Below are 16529 nucleotides of genomic sequence, written 5' to 3'. Positions count from 1 at the left end.
ATGACGGCGTGAACGCCTTACCCGGCCTACGAAGTAGTACAATTTGTAGGCCTGATAAGATGCGGGCGCATCGCCATCAGGCAAAACATTATTCGTCGTGTGTGATGATCGCCGGGATGGTGTCATCCTTGCGTAATGTCAGAATTTCACAGCCTTTTTCCGTCACCACAATAGTATGCTCGTACTGAGCAGACAAGCTCCGATCTTTGGTTTTCACCGTCCATCCGTCTTTCATGGTGCGGATGCGGTAATCACCGGCATTCAGCATGGGTTCTACGGTGAAGGTCATGCCCGGCTGCAGTACCACACCGCCGTCGTCTGCATCGTAGTGCAGGACCTGCGGCTCTTCATGGAAGCCGCGACCGATGCCGTGACCGCAATATTCACGGACCACAGAGAAGCCTTCGCCTTCCGCGTATTTCTGAATCGCAGCGCCCAGCGTGCGCAGGCGAATACCCGGTTTTACCATCCGCAGCGCCAGATACAGGCTTTCCTGCGTGACGCGGCACAAACGCTCGCCCAGAATGGTTGGTTTGCCGACGATGAACATTTTCGAGGTATCACCGTGGAACTCGTCTTTAATCACGGTTACGTCGATGTTGACGATATCGCCGTCTTTCAGGAGCTTGGCGTCGTCCGGGATCCCATGGCACACCACTTCATTAATAGAGATGCACACGGACTTCGGATAACCGTGATAGCCCAGGCAGGCGGAAATGGCCTGCTGCTCATTCACGATGTAGTCATTACAGATGCGATCCAGTTCGCCGGTGCTGACGCCTGGCTTAACAAACGGTTCGATCATTTCCAGTACATCGGCGGCCAGACGGCCAGCGACGCGCATTTTTTCGATTTCTTCAGGGGTCTTGATTGAGATAGCCATGAATTCTGTCCATCAGTGCCGATGATATCGGCAATAATTGTTTAAGTGGTGCTAATGGTATCAGTCCGGCATACATGCTGCCAAATTGAGAATCATTCTGAACTTCGCCTTTCGTGCCACAGGTGTGTTGGCTGTATTTGCTCACTCCAGCCGCTTACTGCATGTAGGCTCCCGGAGATGCAAAAATTGGCTGCCTCCCTGTAACACGAAATTCATCGTTCATTCAGCACGCACCGCCAACAATTATTGGTGTCGGTAGCGTATTTGTGGTATAAAGCGCGCCGGACTTCCGATCCATTTGAAGACTACACACGATGGACGGGAGCGACAAATCTCACTTTGTGTAACAACACACACGTATCGGCACATATTCCGGGGTGCCCTTTGGGGTCGGTAATATGGGATGCGTGGAGGCTTAACCCCAACTTTTATATATAGAGGTTTTAATCATGGCAACTGTTTCCATGCGCGACATGCTCAAGGCTGGTGTTCACTTCGGTCACCAGACCCGTTACTGGAACCCGAAAATGAAGCCGTTCATCTTCGGTGCGCGTAACAAAGTTCACATCATCAACCTTGAGAAAACTGTACCGATGTTCAACGAAGCTCTGGCTGAACTGAACAAGATCTCTGCTCGTAAAGGTAAAATCCTTTTCGTTGGTACTAAACGCGCTGCAAGCGAAGCGGTGAAAGAAGCTGCTAACAACTGCGACCAGTTCTTCGTGAACCATCGCTGGTTGGGCGGCATGCTGACTAACTGGAAAACCGTTCGTCAGTCCATCAAACGTCTGAAAGATCTGGAAACTCAGTCTCAGGACGGTACTTTCGAAAAGCTGACCAAGAAAGAAGCGCTGATGCGTACTCGTGAGCTTGAGAAACTGGAAAACAGCCTGGGCGGTATCAAAGACATGGGCGGTCTGCCGGACGCTCTGTTCGTAATCGATGCTGACCACGAGCACATTGCTATCAAAGAAGCAAACAACCTGGGTATCCCAGTATTTGCTATCGTTGATACCAACTCTGATCCGGACGGTGTTGACTTCGTTATCCCGGGTAACGACGACGCAATCCGTGCTGTGACCCTGTACCTGGGCGCTGTAGCTACTACCGTTCGTGAAGGCCGTTCTCAGGATCTGGCTTCCCAGGCGGAAGAAAGCTTCGTAGAAGCTGAATAATAAGGCACGCTCGTTCGAGCCCCCTTATAAACCAGGTAGTATCACGTTTGGTTAGGGGCCCTTTAGGCCCCTTTTTCACTTTTAAATCTGTGCGGTTTCATGCCGGGCAGATCAAATCTTCCGAGGATTTTAGAATGGCTGAAATTACCGCATCCCTGGTAAAAGAGCTGCGTGAGCGTACTGGCGCAGGCATGATGGATTGCAAAAAAGCACTGACTGAAGCTAATGGCGACATCGAGCTGGCAATCGAAAACATGCGTAAGTCCGGCGCAATCAAAGCGGCGAAAAAAGCAGGCAACGTTGCTGCTGACGGCGTAATCAAAACCAAAATCGACGGCAACATCGCTTTCATTCTGGAAGTTAACTGCCAGACTGACTTCGTTGCTAAAGATGCTGGTTTCCAGGCATTTGCTGACAAAGTACTGGACGCTGCCGTTGCTGGCAAAATCACTGACGTTGAAGTTCTGAAAGCGCAGTTCGAAGAAGAACGTGTTGCTCTGGTTGCTAAAATCGGTGAGAACATCAACATCCGTCGCGTTGCTTCCCTGGAAGGCGAAGTTCTGGGTAACTACCAGCACGGTGCTCGTATCGGTGTTCTGGTTGCTGCAACTGGCGCTGACGAAGAGCTGGTTAAACAGCTGGCAATGCACGTTGCTGCAAGCAAACCAGAATTCGTTAAGCCGGAAGACGTTTCTGCTGAAGTGGTAGAGAAAGAATACCAGGTTCAGCTGGACATCGCGATGCAGTCTGGTAAGCCGAAAGAAATCGCAGAGAAAATGGTTGAAGGCCGTATGAAGAAATTCACCGGCGAAGTTTCTCTGACCGGCCAGCCTTTCGTTATGGAGCCGAGCAAATCTGTTGGTCAGCTGCTGAAAGAGCACAATGCTGACGTAACTGGCTTCATCCGCTTTGAAGTGGGCGAAGGCATCGAAAAAGTTGAGACTGACTTTGCAGCAGAAGTTGCTGCGATGTCCAAGCAGTCTTAATTTTTAAAGGAGCCGCCTGAGGGCGGCTTCTTTTTGTGTCTGGCTTGTAAATTCAGCGAACCGCTATAGTGGTCATGCTGAAAAGCGACATACAATGTCGCCGGAATTAATTCATCTCATTCGTTGACAGTCTCAGGAAAGAAACATGGCTACCAATGCAAAACCCGTCTACAAACGTATTCTGCTTAAGTTAAGTGGCGAAGCTCTGCAAGGTTCAGAAGGCTTCGGTATTGATGCAAGCATCCTTGACCGTATGGCTCAGGAAATCAAAGAGCTGGTTGAGCTGGGTATCCAGGTTGGCGTAGTGATTGGTGGTGGTAACCTGTTCCGTGGCGCTGGTCTGGCGAAAGCAGGGATGAACCGCGTTGTGGGCGACCACATGGGCATGTTAGCCACCGTCATGAACGGTCTGGCGATGCGCGATGCGCTTCACCGCGCCTATGTGAACGCTCGCTTGATGTCCGCAATTCCTCTGAATGGCGTGTGTGATAACTACAGCTGGGCGGAAGCAATCAGCCTGCTGCGTAACAACCGCGTTGTTATTTTGTCTGCGGGTACTGGCAATCCGTTCTTCACTACCGACTCTGCGGCTTGCCTGCGTGGTATTGAAATTGAAGCGGATGTGGTACTGAAAGCCACCAAAGTCGATGGCGTATTTACGGCTGACCCGGCTAAAGATCCAACGGCGACTATGTACGAACAGTTGACCTATGCTGAAGTACTGGATAAAGAGCTGAAAGTGATGGATCTTGCGGCGTTTACACTGGCTCGTGACCACAAATTACCGATTCGTGTCTTTAACATGAACAAACCGGGTGCGCTGCGCCGTGTTGTTATGGGTGAAAAAGAAGGCACGTTAATCACGGAATAATTCCCGTTGCGGCTAAATGCAGGTAATATTCCGCTTTAATGTCGCGGGATACGTCCCTCAAAATTAATCAAGACTATACTTGTCACATCTTGCGTGGTGGGTATGGTCTGACTGAAACAAGCTTTCAAGGATTCGTAACGTGATCAACGATATCAGAAAAGATGCTGAAGTACGCATGGACAAATGCGTCGAAGCGTTCAAAAACCAAATCAGCAAAATTCGCACGGGCCGTGCTTCTCCTAGCCTGCTGGATGGTATTGTCGTGGAATATTACGGCACACCGACCCCGCTGCGCCAGCTGGCAAGCGTAACGGTTGAAGATTCCCGTACCCTGAAAATCAACGTGTTCGACCGTTCTATGGGGCCAGCCGTTGAGAAAGCAATTATGGCTTCCGACCTCGGTCTGAATCCAAGCTCTGCGGGTTCCGACATCCGCGTTCCGCTGCCGCCGCTGACTGAAGAACGTCGTAAAGATCTGACCAAGATCGTGCGTGGCGAAGCTGAAGGCGCGCGCGTTGCCGTACGTAACGTACGCCGCGATGCCAACGACAAAGTGAAAGCGTTGTTGAAAGAAAAAGAGATCAGCGAAGATGACGATCGCCGTTCTCAGGACGACGTACAGAAACTGACTGACGCAGCTATCAAGAAAGTTGATGCGGCGCTGGCAGAGAAAGAAACGGAACTGATGCAGTTCTGATTCGCCTGTACGCTAAAAACGCCGCTTAGAAGGCCTGAGAAGGCTGGATGGCGGCGTTTTGCTTTTTTCTGTCTATATACTCTAAATATTCGAGTTGCAGGAAGGCGGCGACGCAGGGCATCCCCGGGAGCGTACACCTGTGCGTGACAGGGGTGAACGAGGAGAGCCAACGTACATGCAACTTGAAATATGACGAGTAAAATTCTTCTGGATGTCTGATGAAGCAATTAACCATCCTGGGATCAACCGGTTCCATTGGTTGCAGTACGCTGGATGTAGTACGCCATAACCCGGAAAAATTTCGTGTTGCTGCGTTGGTGGCGGGTAAAAATGTCGTCCGTATGGTTGAGCAATGTCTGGAATTTTCTCCTCGCTATGCGGTAATGGACGATGAAAAAAGCGCTGCGTTGGTAAAAGCAGCTCTGCTGGAGCAGGGTAGTCGTACTGAGGTTATGAGCGGGCAGCAGGCTGCCTGTGATATGGCTGCGCTGGATGATGTTGATCAGGTTATGGCGGCGATTGTCGGCGCGGCGGGCTTGCTACCGACGCTGGCGGCAATCCGCGCGGGCAAAAGCATTTTGCTGGCGAATAAAGAGTCTCTGGTGACCTGCGGGCGTCTGTTTATGGACGACGTGCAACGCCACAAAGCACAGCTTTTGCCGGTAGATAGCGAACATAACGCGATTTTTCAGAGTTTACCGCAACCTATCCAACACAATCTGGGATACGCTGACCTTGAGCAAAATGGCGTCATATCAGTTTTGCTTACCGGGTCTGGTGGCCCTTTCCGTGAAACGGCATTGCGCGATCTGGTTTCTATGACCCCCGATCAGGCATGTCGTCATCCGAATTGGTCGATGGGACGAAAAATCTCTGTCGATTCAGCCACCATGATGAATAAAGGTCTGGAATACATTGAAGCGCGTTGGTTATTTAATGCCAATGCAGGCCAGATGGAAGTGCTGATTCACCCGCAGTCGGTTATTCATTCGATGGTGCGTTATCAGGATGGTAGCGTTCTGGCGCAGTTGGGGGAACCTGATATGCGTACACCTATTGCTCATACGATGGCATGGCCAGAACGAGTGACGTCCGGCGTTAAGCCTGTCGACTTTTGCAAGCTCAGTGCGTTGACGTTTTCCGCACCTGATTACCAGCGTTATCCATGCCTGAAACTGGCGATGGACGCGTTTGAGCAAGGGCAGGCGGCGACGACCGCTTTGAACGCAGCGAATGAAATTACCGTTGCCGCATTCCTGGCGCAGCAGATCCGATTTACCGATATTGCTGACCTGAATTTATCCGTACTGGATAAGATGGATTTGCAGGAGCCACAGAGCGTTGATGACGTGCTGAAGGTTGATGCTATCGCGCGGGAAGTCGCCAGAAAAGAAGTGATGCGACGCTCAAGCTGATGATAATCCCTCCTCGGAGAATCGCGCTATTTGTTAGCGTTGGGCTTCAGTGATATAGTCTGCGCCACTCGATCGCGGGTATTTGTTTTTTTTCGGTCGGGTAAGCCGTGGTTTGACACGGCTTTTTTGTGGATGCACAAAATCATTCAGGTTGCATCAAGGTGGCAAGTGGATGAGTCCCCTGGAGCATACAAAGAGTATGTGACTTGGGCGAAGATCACAGCCGACGAAGGAGCAGCCTGAAGGATGAAGCGCAAAAGGCTTCAGTATTCCTGAGTACCGTATAATCCTTTCAGGGACTAAAAACGCGTTATGTTGTCTGCAACTAAACCATTAAGCGAAAATTTGCCAGCACATGGTTGTCGCCATGTAGCAATTATCATGGATGGCAATGGCCGCTGGGCGAAAAAGCAAGGGAAGATTCGCGCCTTTGGACATAAGGCCGGAGCAAAGTCCGTCCGCCGGGCTGTCTCTTTTGCTGCCAATAACGGTATTGATGCGTTAACGCTGTATGCCTTTAGCAGTGAGAACTGGAACCGACCTGCGCAGGAAGTGAGCGCGTTAATGGAGCTGTTTGTGTGGGCGCTTGATAGCGAAGTGAAAAACCTGCACCGCCATAACGTACGTCTGCGTATTATCGGGGATATCAGTCGATTTAACTCACGTTTGCAAGAACGGATTCGCAAATCAGAAGCGATTACCGCCCAGAATACCGGGTTGACGCTAAATATTGCAGCGAATTACGGTGGACGGTGGGATATAGTCCAGGGAGTCAGACAACTGGCACAACAGGTGCAGGACGGTCTGCTGCGTCCAGAGCAAATCGATGAAGAGATGCTGGGGCAGCAAATTTGTATGCATGAACTGGCTCCTGTGGATTTAGTGATAAGGACTGGGGGAGAGCATCGAATTAGTAATTTTCTGTTGTGGCAAATTGCCTATGCCGAACTTTACTTTACGGATGTTCTCTGGCCCGATTTCGATGAACAAGACTTTGAAGGTGCGCTGCATGCCTTTGCTAATCGTGAGCGTCGTTTCGGCGGCACCGAGCCCGGTGATGAAAAAGCCTGATGGGGGTCGCTTTTGCTGAAGTATCGCCTGATTTCTGCTTTTGTTTTAATACCCGTTGTCATCGCGGCGCTGTTTTTGCTGCCGCCGGTGGGGTTCGCCATTGTTACGCTGGCCGTCTGTATGCTGGCCGCCTGGGAATGGGGACAGTTAAGCGGTTTTACCACGCGTACGCAGCGAGTCTGGCTGGCTGTTTTGTGCGGGCTACTGCTGGCACTGATGCTATTTTTGTTGCCGGAATACCATCGCAATATTCATCAGCCGCTGGTTGAAGTATCGCTGTGGGCGTCGCTGGGCTGGTGGGTCGTGGCGCTGTTACTGGTGCTGTTTTATCCCGGCTCTGCGTCGGTCTGGCGTAATTCCAAAACATTACGCATAATTTTCGGCGTGTTAACCATAGTCCCTTTCTTTTGGGGAATGCTGGCGCTACGTGCATGGCACTATGATGAGAATCATTATAGTGGCGCGCTATGGCTGCTGTATGTCATGATCCTCGTCTGGGGAGCGGACTCGGGTGCCTATATGTTTGGTAAGTTGTTTGGCAAACATAAGCTGGCGCCGAAGGTTTCTCCTGGTAAAACCTGGCAGGGTTTTATTGGCGGACTCGCCACTGCGGCCGTGATCTCATGGGGTTATGGCATGTGGGCGAATCTTGAGGTTGCGCCTGTCACCTTGCTTATTTGCTCCATCGTTGCAGCCCTGGCCTCCGTGCTGGGTGACCTGACCGAGAGTATGTTTAAGCGTGAAGCAGGTATTAAGGACAGTGGTCACTTAATACCAGGACACGGCGGTATTTTGGATCGTATTGATAGCCTGACGGCTGCGGTACCGGTCTTTGCCTGCCTGTTGTTACTGGTATTCAGGACGCTCTAACGGATGGTCTTATGCTGAGTATTCTCTGGAATCTGGCTGCATTCATCGTTGCACTTGGTGTGCTTATCACCGTGCATGAATTTGGTCATTTCTGGGTTGCACGGCGCTGCGGAGTCCGCGTCGAACGCTTTTCCATTGGCTTTGGAAAAGCGCTTTGGCGGCGTACCGATAAATCAGGTACGGAATACGTCATCGCCCTGATTCCCCTCGGCGGTTACGTCAAAATGCTGGATGAGCGCGCTGAACCGGTCGCACCGGAGCTGCGCCATTACGCTTTCAACAATAAAACGGTTGGACAACGCGCAGCCATCATCGCCGCAGGTCCGATTGCCAACTTCCTTTTTGCTATTTTCGCGTATTGGCTGGTGTTTATCATCGGTGTCCCTGGCGTTCGTCCGGTTGTTGGTGAAATAACACCCAACTCGATTGCCGCACAGGCGCAAATTCAGCCGGGTACGGAACTAAAAGCGGTTGATGGTATCGAAACCCCTGATTGGGATGCCGTGCGATTACAACTGGTATCCAAAATTGGCGATGAACATACGACTCTCAGCGTGGCGCAGTTTGGCAGCAACCAGCGGCAGGACAAAACGCTGGATTTACGCCATTGGGCATTTGAGCCAGACAAAGAGGATCCTGTTTCCAGTTTAGGGATTCGCCCACGCGGTCCGCAGATTGAATCGGTGCTGTCAGAAGTGCAGGTAAACTCCGCTGCAAGTAAGGCGGGTTTGCAAGCTGGCGACAGGATCGTTAAAGTCAATGGTCAGCCGCTGACGCAATGGATGACGTTCGTGACGCTGGTGCGCGATAATCCGGATAAGCCGTTAGCGCTAGATATTGAAAGACAAGGAAGTTCCTTGTCTTTAACGTTAACCCCAGATTCAAAACAGGTTAACGGGAAGGCAGAGGGTTTTGCGGGCGTGGTGCCTAAAGTTATTCCTCTGCCTGATGAGTATAAGACTGTACGCCAGTATGGGCCATTCAGCGCCATCCTCGAAGCCTCGGATAAAACGTGGCAGTTGATGAAGCTGACGGTCAGTATGCTGGGAAAATTGATTACCGGTGATGTAAAACTGAACAACCTCAGTGGGCCTATTTCTATCGCCCAGGGGGCTGGGATGTCAGCGGAGTTCGGGGTTATTTATTACCTGATGTTCCTTGCGCTTATCAGCGTGAACTTAGGGATAATCAACCTGTTTCCGTTGCCCGTTCTTGACGGGGGGCATCTGCTGTTCCTGGCGATTGAAAAGCTGAAGGGCGGTCCGGTATCCGAGCGGGTTCAAGACTTTAGTTATCGCATTGGCTCTATCTTGCTGGTGTTGTTAATGGGGCTTGCACTTTTCAATGATTTCTCTCGGTTGTAAGAGAGTGTTAGGAAGAACGCATAATAACGATGGCGATGAAAAAGTTGCTCATAGCGTCGCTGCTGTTTAGCAGCGCCACCGTATACGGTGCTGAAGGGTTCGTAGTGAAGGACATTCATTTCGAAGGCCTACAGCGAGTCGCCGTTGGTGCGGCTCTCCTCAGTATGCCGGTGCGCACAGGCGACACGGTTAATGATGAAGACATCAGTAATACCATTCGTGCTCTGTTCGCCACCGGTAACTTTGAGGATGTCCGCGTCCTGCGCGATGGTGATACCCTTCTGGTTCAGGTAAAAGAACGTCCGACGATTGCCAGCATCACTTTCTCCGGTAACAAATCGGTGAAAGATGACATGCTCAAGCAAAACCTCGAGGCTTCTGGTGTGCGTGTTGGCGAGTCTCTGGATCGCACCACGCTAGCCGATATCGAAAAAGGGCTGGAAGATTTCTACTATAGCGTCGGTAAGTACAGCGCCAGTGTGAAAGCGGTGGTAACGCCGTTGCCGCGTAACCGCGTTGACCTCAAGCTGGTCTTCCAGGAAGGCGTTTCGGCGAAGATCCAACAGATCAATATCGTCGGCAACCATGCTTTCTCGACCGACGAACTGATCTCTCACTTCCAACTGCGTGATGAAGTGCCGTGGTGGAACGTGGTGGGCGATCGTAAATACCAGAAACAGAAACTGGCGGGCGATCTTGAAACCTTGCGCAGCTACTATCTGGATCGCGGTTATGCTCGCTTCAATATCGATTCCACCCAGGTAAGCCTGACGCCGGATAAAAAAGGTATCTACATTACCGTTAACATCACTGAAGGCGATCAATACAAGCTTTCAGGGGTACAGGTGAGCGGTAATCTGGCTGGGCACTCCGCCGAAATTGAGACCCTGACCAAAATCGAGCCAGGCGAACTCTATAACGGCACCAAAGTGACCAAAATGGAAGATGATATCAAGAAGCTTCTGGGTCGCTATGGCTATGCCTATCCGCGCGTACAGTCGCAACCTGAAATCAACGACGCCGACAAAACCGTTAAATTACGCGTAAACGTGGATGCAGGTAACCGTTTCTACGTGCGTAAGATTCGTTTTGAAGGTAACGACACCTCTAAAGATTCCGTTCTGCGTCGCGAAATGCGCCAGATGGAAGGTGCCTGGTTGGGTAGCGATCTGGTCGATCAGGGTAAAGAGCGTCTGAACCGTCTGGGTTACTTTGAAACTGTCGATACCGATACTCAGCGTGTACCGGGTAGCCCGGATCAGGTTGATGTGGTCTATAAGGTCAAAGAGCGTAACACCGGTAGCTTTAACTTCGGCGTTGGTTACGGTACTGAAAGCGGCGTGAGCTTCCAGGCTGGCGTTCAGCAAGATAACTGGTTAGGTACCGGTTATTCAGTCGGCATCAACGGCACCAAAAACGACTATCAGACCTATACTGAGTTGTCTGTCACCAACCCATATTTCACCGTTGATGGGGTGAGCCTTGGTGGTCGCGTTTTCTACAATGACTTTAAAGCGGATGATGCAGACCTGTCCGACTATACCAACAAAAGTTATGGTACTGACGCAACGCTCGGCTTCCCGATCAACGAATACAACACCTTGCGTGCGGGTGTGGGTTATGTGCATAACTCCTTGTCTAACATGGATCCACAGGTTGCAATGCAACGTTATCTGGTTTCAATGGGTAAGGATCCTGACGCTGATAGCTTTAAATCAGACGATTTCACCTTCAACTATGGGTGGACATATAACAAGCTGGACCGTGGGTACTTCCCAACGGAAGGTACGCGTGTCAACCTGAACGGTAAAGTAACCATTCCGGGTTCTGACAACGAATACTACAAAGCGACGTTGGATACCGCGACCTATGTGCCGATCGATGACGATCACAAATGGGTTGTTCTGGGTCGCACGAAGTGGGGCTATGGTGACGGCATCGGCAGCAAAGAGATGCCATTCTACGAGAACTTCTATGCCGGTGGTTCCAGCACCGTGCGTGGTTTCCAGTCCAACACCATCGGTCCAAAGGCTGTCTATTTACCGGCTAATCGTTATAACAACGATAGCGATTACGATAACGAATGTGACGCCACCAATACTTCACCGTGTAAATCGGATGATGCGGTAGGCGGTAACGCCATGGCTGTCGCCAGCCTGGAATTTATTACCCCGACGCCGTTTATCAGCGACAAGTATGCCAACTCGGTTCGTACCTCATTCTTCTGGGATATGGGTACCGTTTGGGATACGAACTGGGATTCAGCTAAGTACTCTGGTTATCCGGACTACAGCGATCCGAACAATATCCGTATGTCAGCGGGTATCGCTTTACAATGGATGTCCCCATTGGGGCCGTTGGTTTTCTCCTACGCCCAGCCGTTCAAGAAGTACGATGGAGACAAAGCGGAACAGTTCCAGTTTAACATTGGTAAAACCTGGTAATTGTTCTTCGCAAAGGAATGTAGTGGTAGTGTAGCGATGACTTTAGGCGATCTTGCATGGGATCGCCTGGCCACGCAAAGAACTGTACCTTCGGGTGCAAATGGGATGGTAAGGAGTTAATTGTGAAAAAGTGGTTATTAGCTGCAGGTCTCGGTTTAGCGATGGCAACGTCCGCACAGGCTGCTGACAAAATTGCAATCGTCAACATGGGTAGCTTGTTCCAACAGGTTGCACAGAAGACGGGCGTTTCTGCTACGCTGGAAAACGAGTTCAAAGGCCGTGCCAGCGAACTGCAGCGTATGGAATCTGATCTGCAATCTAAAATGCAGCGTCTGCAATCCATGAAAGCGGGTAGCGATCGTACCAAGCTGGAAAAAGACGTCATGGCTCAGCGTCAGACTTTCTCTCAGAAAGCTCAGGCTTTTGAGCAGGATCGTGCGCGTCGTTCCAACGAAGAACGTGGCAAACTGGTTACTCGTATCCAGACAGCTGTGAAATCTGTTGCTAACAGTCAGAGCATCGATCTGGTTGTTGACGCAAACACCGTTGCATACAACAGCAGCGATGTAAAAGACATCACCGCTGACGTACTGAAACAGGTTAAATAAGTAATGCCTTCAATTCGACTGGCTGATTTAGCAGAGCAGTTGGATGCAGAATTACACGGTGATGGCGATATCGTCATCACCGGCGTAGCGTCCATGCAATCTGCGCAAACTGGCAATATCACGTTCATGGTGAATCCTAAGTACCGTGAACACTTAGGCACATGCCAGGCTTCTGCCGTTGTGATGACGCAGGACGATCTTCCTTTTGCTAAGAGTGCAGCGCTGGTAGTGAAGAATCCCTACCTGACCTATGCACGTATGGCGCAAATCTTAGATACCACGCCGCAGCCCGCACAAAACATTGCACCGAGTGCAGTGATCGATGCGACGGCGAAGCTGGGTAATAATGTTTCTGTGGGCGCAAATGCGGTCATTGAGTCTGGCGTAGAACTGGGCGATAACGTCGTTATCGGCGCTGGCTGCTTCGTCGGAAAAAATACTAAAATCGGCGCAGGTTCACGCTTGTGGGCGAATGTGACGATTTACCACGACATTCAGATCGGTGAGAATTGCCTGATCCAGTCCAGCACTGTCGTCGGATCTGATGGATTTGGTTACGCGAACGATCGCGGTAACTGGGTGAAGATCCCGCAGCTTGGTCGCGTGATTATCGGCGATCGCGTCGAGATCGGCGCTTGTACCACCATTGACCGTGGTGCGCTGGACGATACTGTGATCGGTAATGGTGTTATCATTGATAACCAGTGCCAGATTGCGCATAACGTTGTGATTGGCGACAATACGGCGGTAGCCGGTGGCGTCATTATGGCGGGTAGCCTGAAGATTGGCCGTTACTGCATGATTGGCGGCGCCAGCGTGATCAATGGGCATATGGAAATATGCGATAAAGTCACGGTTACTGGCATGGGTATGGTGATGCGTCCTATCACCGAACCTGGCGTCTATTCCTCAGGCATTCCGCTACAGCCCAATAAGGTATGGCGTAAAACAGCTGCACTGGTGATGAATATTGATGATATGAGCAAGCGTCTCAAAGCGATTGAGCGCAAGGTTAATCAACAAGACTAAAGCACCGTTTTTGCATGTCTGACTTTTCGGCCTGTCCCATTCATACGATTGCGACAGGCCGTGTTATTATTGCCTTTTAGTATATTTTGACAGGAAGAGTATTTTGACTACTAACACTCATACTCTGCATATTGAAGAGATTTTAGAACTTCTGCCGCACCGTTTTCCGTTTCTGCTGGTTGACCGCGTGCTGGATTTTGAAGAAGGTCGTTTTCTGCGCGCAGTGAAAAATGTATCTGTTAACGAGCCTTTCTTCCAGGGCCACTTCCCGGGTAAACCTATTTTCCCAGGCGTACTGATTCTGGAAGCAATGGCGCAGGCCACCGGTATCCTTGCGTTTAAAAGCGTAGGGAAACTGGAACCAGGTGAACTGTACTATTTTGCGGGTATTGACGAAGCGCGCTTTAAGCGTCCTGTCGTGCCAGGCGATCAGATGATCATGGAAGTGACTTTCGAGAAAACGCGCCGCGGCCTGACCCGTTTTAAAGGGGTTGCGCTGGTCGACGGTAAAGTTGTGTGCGAAGCAACGATGATGTGTGCCCGTAGCCGGGAGGCCTGATACGTGATTGATAAATCCGCCTTTATTCACCCAACTGCCATTGTGGAAGAAGGCGCCAGCATTGGCGCTAACGCTCACATTGGCCCATTTTGTATTGTTGGACCCCATGTTGAAATTGGTGAGGGTACCGTACTGAAGTCTCACGTTGTCGTGAATGGCCATACAAAAATTGGTCGCGATAACGAGATCTATCAGTTTGCCTCCATCGGTGAAGTTAACCAGGATCTGAAATATGCTGGTGAACCGACCCGCGTGGAAATTGGCGATCGCAACCGCATCCGCGAAAGCGTCACCATTCATCGTGGCACAGTGCAGGGCGGTGGAGTGACGAAGGTGGGCAGCGATAACTTACTGATGATTAATGCGCACGTCGCGCATGATTGTACGGTAGGCAACCGCTGTATTCTGGCGAATAACGCCACGCTTGCCGGGCATGTGTCGCTGGATGATTTTGTTATCATCGGCGGCATGACTGCGGTGCATCAGTTCTGCATCATCGGCGCGCATGTGATGGTTGGCGGCTGTTCTGGCGTTGCTCAGGACGTGCCTCCGTACGTTATCGCCCAGGGCAACCACGCAACGCCATTTGGCGTCAATATCGAAGGTCTGAAGCGTCGTGGATTCACCCGCGAAGCGATTACCGCGATTCGTAATGCCTACAAAGCGTTGTACCGTAGCGGTAAAACGCTGGAAGAAGTGAAACCGGAAATCGCGGAACTGGCGAAACAGTACCCTGAAGTTCAGGCTTTCAGCGACTTCTTTGAGCGCTCAACGCGTGGTCTGATTCGTTAATGACTGAGCAGCGTCCTTTAACGATTGCCCTCGTCGCCGGAGAAACCTCCGGCGATATTCTTGGTGCAGGGTTAATTCGTGCACTCAAGGCTCGCGTTCCCAATGCGCGTTTTGTTGGCGTGGCGGGTCCGCTGATGCAGGCCGAAGGCTGTGAAGCCTGGTACGAAATGGAAGAGCTGGCGGTAATGGGCATTGTTGAAGTGCTCGGACGCCTGCGCCGTTTACTGCATATTCGCGCCGATCTCACTCGCCGATTTACCGACTTAAAGCCGGATGTTTTCGTCGGTATTGATGCGCCTGATTTCAATATTACCCTCGAAGGGAATTTGAAAAAGCAGGGCATTAAAACCATTCATTACGTCAGCCCCTCTGTGTGGGCCTGGCGACAGAAACGCGTTTTCAAAATAGGCAGATCCACCAATATGGTGCTGGCCTTTCTGCCTTTCGAAAAAGCGTTTTATGACAAATTTAACGTCCCGTGCCGCTTTATCGGTCATACCATGGCAGATGCCATGCCGTTGGACCCGGATAAAAACGCGGCTCGCGATGTTCTGGGTATTCCCCATGACGTTCACTGCCTGGCGCTATTGCCAGGAAGCCGTGGCGCAGAAGTGGAGATGCTCAGCGCCGATTTTCTGAAAACGGCGCAGTTGTTACGCCAGCATTATCCAGATCTCGAAGTGGTAGTGCCGTTGGTGAATGCCAAACGTCGCGAGCAGTTTGAGCGCATTAAAGCTGAAGTTGCGCCGGAGCTTTCCGTACATCTGCTTAATGGGATGGGACGTGAAGCGATGGTTGCCAGCGATGCCGCACTGCTGGCTTCCGGCACCGCTGCGCTGGAATGTATGCTGGCAAAATGCCCGATGGTGGTTGGCTATCGTATGAAACCTTTCACCTTTTGGCTGGCAAAGCGTCTGGTGAAGACCGATTACGTTTCGCTACCTAACCTGCTGGCGGGAAGAGAACTGGTTAAAGAGCTGTTGCAGGAAGAGTGCGAACCGCAGGCGCTGTCGCAAGCGCTGTTGCCGTTGCTGGCGAATGGCAAAACCAGCCATGCGATGCACGACACATTCCGTGAACTGCATCAGCAGATCCGTTGCAACGCTGATGAGCAGGCGGCGGATGCGGTCCTGGAGTTAGCGCAATGATTGAATTTGTATATCCGCATACGCATTTAGTGGCGGGTGTAGATGAAGTTGGACGTGGTCCTTTGGTCGGCGCGGTCGTCACTGCCGCCGTCATTCTGGATCCGGCTCGCCCTATTATCGGTCTTAACGACTCAAAAAAACTGTCGGAAAAACGTCGCCTGGCGCTATTCGATGAGATTAAAGAAAAAGCGTTAAGCTGGAGCCTGGGGCGTGCGGAACCACATGAAATCGACGAGTTGAATATTTTACATGCCACCATGTTGGCCATGCAGCGTGCGGTTGCGGGTCTGCATATAGCGCCGGAATACGTACTGATCGACGGCAATCGTTGCCCGGCATTACCGGTGCCATCGCTTGCGGTGGTAAAAGGTGATAGCCGTGTGGCGGAGATTAGCGCGGCGTCGATACTGGCAAAAGTCACTCGTGATGCTGAAATGGCGGCCCTGGATACGGTGTTCCCGCAGTATGGCTTTGCACAGCACAAAGGCTATCCAACCGCTTTTCATCTGGAAAAGTTGGCAATGCATGGCGCAACAGAGCACCATCGCCGTAGTTTTGGCCCCGTCAAACGCGCACTGGGACTCACGTCCTGATTCTTGTGTCGAAGGAATCTGAAG

The 16529-nt window shown here is 51.2% G+C and carries 16 protein-coding genes; 15 read left to right on the top strand and 1 reads right to left on the bottom strand.

Annotated elements, in window-relative coordinates; genetic code table 11:
* Positions 1–88 precede the first annotated feature (88 nt).
* Positions 89–883 carry a type I methionyl aminopeptidase gene (map, locus tag KQJ19_RS05455; protein ID WP_016151757.1) on the bottom strand — a complete coding sequence of 265 codons (795 nt, stop codon included), beginning with the start codon at positions 881–883 and terminating at the stop codon, positions 89–91.
* Positions 884–1332: 449 nt separating this feature from the next.
* On the opposite strand from map, the gene rpsB reads away from it, so the two are divergent.
* The 15 genes from rpsB to rnhB all read left to right on the top strand — a co-directional run bounded on the left by rpsB (position 1333) and on the right by rnhB (position 16505).
* The gene (gene rpsB, locus KQJ19_RS05450; protein ID WP_016151758.1) at positions 1333–2058 is read left to right on the top strand and encodes a 30S ribosomal protein S2; all 726 of its coding nucleotides are present in this window, start codon (positions 1333–1335) and stop codon (positions 2056–2058) included.
* 134 nt (positions 2059–2192) lie between these two features.
* Positions 2193–3044, top strand: a complete 852-nt coding sequence (gene tsf / locus KQJ19_RS05445) for a translation elongation factor Ts (protein ID WP_003018551.1) — start codon at positions 2193–2195, stop codon at positions 3042–3044.
* 145 nt (positions 3045–3189) lie between these two features.
* Positions 3190–3915 carry a UMP kinase gene (gene pyrH, locus KQJ19_RS05440; protein ID WP_005132114.1) on the top strand — a complete coding sequence of 242 codons (726 nt, stop codon included), beginning with the start codon at positions 3190–3192 and terminating at the stop codon, positions 3913–3915.
* Positions 3916–4054: 139 nt separating this feature from the next.
* Positions 4055–4612, top strand: coding sequence for a ribosome recycling factor (gene frr / locus KQJ19_RS05435; RefSeq protein WP_016151760.1), 558 nt, complete (start codon positions 4055–4057; stop codon positions 4610–4612).
* A 218-nt stretch (positions 4613–4830) separates the two neighbouring features.
* Entirely contained in the window at positions 4831–6027 is a 1197-nt protein-coding gene (gene ispC / locus KQJ19_RS05430) for a 1-deoxy-D-xylulose-5-phosphate reductoisomerase (protein WP_049281543.1), read from the top strand.
* A 312-nt stretch (positions 6028–6339) separates the two neighbouring features.
* Positions 6340–7098 (top strand): (2E,6E)-farnesyl-diphosphate-specific ditrans,polycis-undecaprenyl-diphosphate synthase, encoded by a 759-nt coding sequence (gene ispU / locus KQJ19_RS05425; protein WP_003018543.1) that lies wholly within the window; start codon positions 6340–6342, stop codon positions 7096–7098.
* A gap of 12 nt (positions 7099–7110) precedes the next feature.
* Complete coding sequence (cdsA, locus tag KQJ19_RS05420) at positions 7111–7968, top strand: phosphatidate cytidylyltransferase (RefSeq protein WP_016151762.1); 858 nt, start codon at positions 7111–7113, stop codon at positions 7966–7968.
* An 11-nt stretch (positions 7969–7979) separates the two neighbouring features.
* Positions 7980–9332, top strand: coding sequence for a sigma E protease regulator RseP (rseP, locus tag KQJ19_RS05415; protein WP_016151763.1), 1353 nt, complete (start codon positions 7980–7982; stop codon positions 9330–9332).
* 29 nt (positions 9333–9361) lie between these two features.
* Positions 9362–11776, top strand: coding sequence for an outer membrane protein assembly factor BamA (gene bamA / locus KQJ19_RS05410; protein WP_016151764.1), 2415 nt, complete (start codon positions 9362–9364; stop codon positions 11774–11776).
* A 122-nt stretch (positions 11777–11898) separates the two neighbouring features.
* On the top strand, positions 11899–12384 hold the full coding sequence (gene skp / locus KQJ19_RS05405; protein ID WP_016151765.1) for a molecular chaperone Skp: 486 nt from the start codon (positions 11899–11901) through the stop codon (positions 12382–12384).
* A gap of 3 nt (positions 12385–12387) precedes the next feature.
* Positions 12388–13413, top strand: coding sequence for a UDP-3-O-(3-hydroxymyristoyl)glucosamine N-acyltransferase (gene lpxD / locus KQJ19_RS05400; protein WP_047498531.1), 1026 nt, complete (start codon positions 12388–12390; stop codon positions 13411–13413).
* A gap of 103 nt (positions 13414–13516) precedes the next feature.
* Positions 13517–13972 carry a 3-hydroxyacyl-ACP dehydratase FabZ gene (gene fabZ / locus KQJ19_RS05395; protein ID WP_003018528.1) on the top strand — a complete coding sequence of 152 codons (456 nt, stop codon included), beginning with the start codon at positions 13517–13519 and terminating at the stop codon, positions 13970–13972.
* Positions 13973–13975: 3 nt separating this feature from the next.
* Complete coding sequence (gene lpxA / locus KQJ19_RS05390; RefSeq protein WP_003018525.1) at positions 13976–14764, top strand: acyl-ACP--UDP-N-acetylglucosamine O-acyltransferase; 789 nt, start codon at positions 13976–13978, stop codon at positions 14762–14764.
* Entirely contained in the window at positions 14764–15912 is a 1149-nt protein-coding gene (gene lpxB / locus KQJ19_RS05385; protein ID WP_047498529.1) for a lipid-A-disaccharide synthase, read from the top strand. Before lpxA ends, lpxB begins: the two co-directional genes overlap by 1 nt.
* Complete coding sequence (gene rnhB, locus KQJ19_RS05380; RefSeq protein ID WP_019078405.1) at positions 15909–16505, top strand: ribonuclease HII; 597 nt, start codon at positions 15909–15911, stop codon at positions 16503–16505. Before lpxB ends, rnhB begins: the two co-directional genes overlap by 4 nt.
* Positions 16506–16529 lie beyond the last annotated feature (24 nt).

It is taken from the genome of Citrobacter sp. S46_ASV_140, assembly GCF_018919545.1.
GTDB lineage: Bacteria > Pseudomonadota > Gammaproteobacteria > Enterobacterales > Enterobacteriaceae > Citrobacter > Citrobacter braakii.
The sequence above is the reverse complement of the archived record's forward strand: the minus strand, read 5'-3'. Positions and strand labels throughout refer to the sequence as shown.

What these genes read in the sequence shown, in the direction of transcription:
- map (WP_016151757.1), bottom strand. Translation starts at nt 883, where the DNA reads ATGGCTATCTCAATCAAGACCCCTGAAGAAATCGAAAAAATGCGCGTC.
- rpsB (WP_016151758.1), top strand. Translation starts at nt 1,333, where the DNA reads ATGGCAACTGTTTCCATGCGCGACATGCTCAAGGCTGGTGTTCACTTC.
- tsf (WP_003018551.1), top strand. Translation starts at nt 2,193, where the DNA reads ATGGCTGAAATTACCGCATCCCTGGTAAAAGAGCTGCGTGAGCGTACT.
- pyrH (WP_005132114.1), top strand. Translation starts at nt 3,190, where the DNA reads ATGGCTACCAATGCAAAACCCGTCTACAAACGTATTCTGCTTAAGTTA.
- ispC (WP_049281543.1), top strand. Translation starts at nt 4,831, where the DNA reads ATGAAGCAATTAACCATCCTGGGATCAACCGGTTCCATTGGTTGCAGT.
- ispU (WP_003018543.1), top strand. Translation starts at nt 6,340, where the DNA reads ATGTTGTCTGCAACTAAACCATTAAGCGAAAATTTGCCAGCACATGGT.
- rseP (WP_016151763.1), top strand. Translation starts at nt 7,980, where the DNA reads ATGCTGAGTATTCTCTGGAATCTGGCTGCATTCATCGTTGCACTTGGT.
- bamA (WP_016151764.1), top strand. Translation starts at nt 9,362, where the DNA reads ATGGCGATGAAAAAGTTGCTCATAGCGTCGCTGCTGTTTAGCAGCGCC.
- lpxD (WP_047498531.1), top strand. Translation starts at nt 12,388, where the DNA reads ATGCCTTCAATTCGACTGGCTGATTTAGCAGAGCAGTTGGATGCAGAA.
- lpxB (WP_047498529.1), top strand. Translation starts at nt 14,764, where the DNA reads ATGACTGAGCAGCGTCCTTTAACGATTGCCCTCGTCGCCGGAGAAACC.
- rnhB (WP_019078405.1), top strand. Translation starts at nt 15,909, where the DNA reads ATGATTGAATTTGTATATCCGCATACGCATTTAGTGGCGGGTGTAGAT.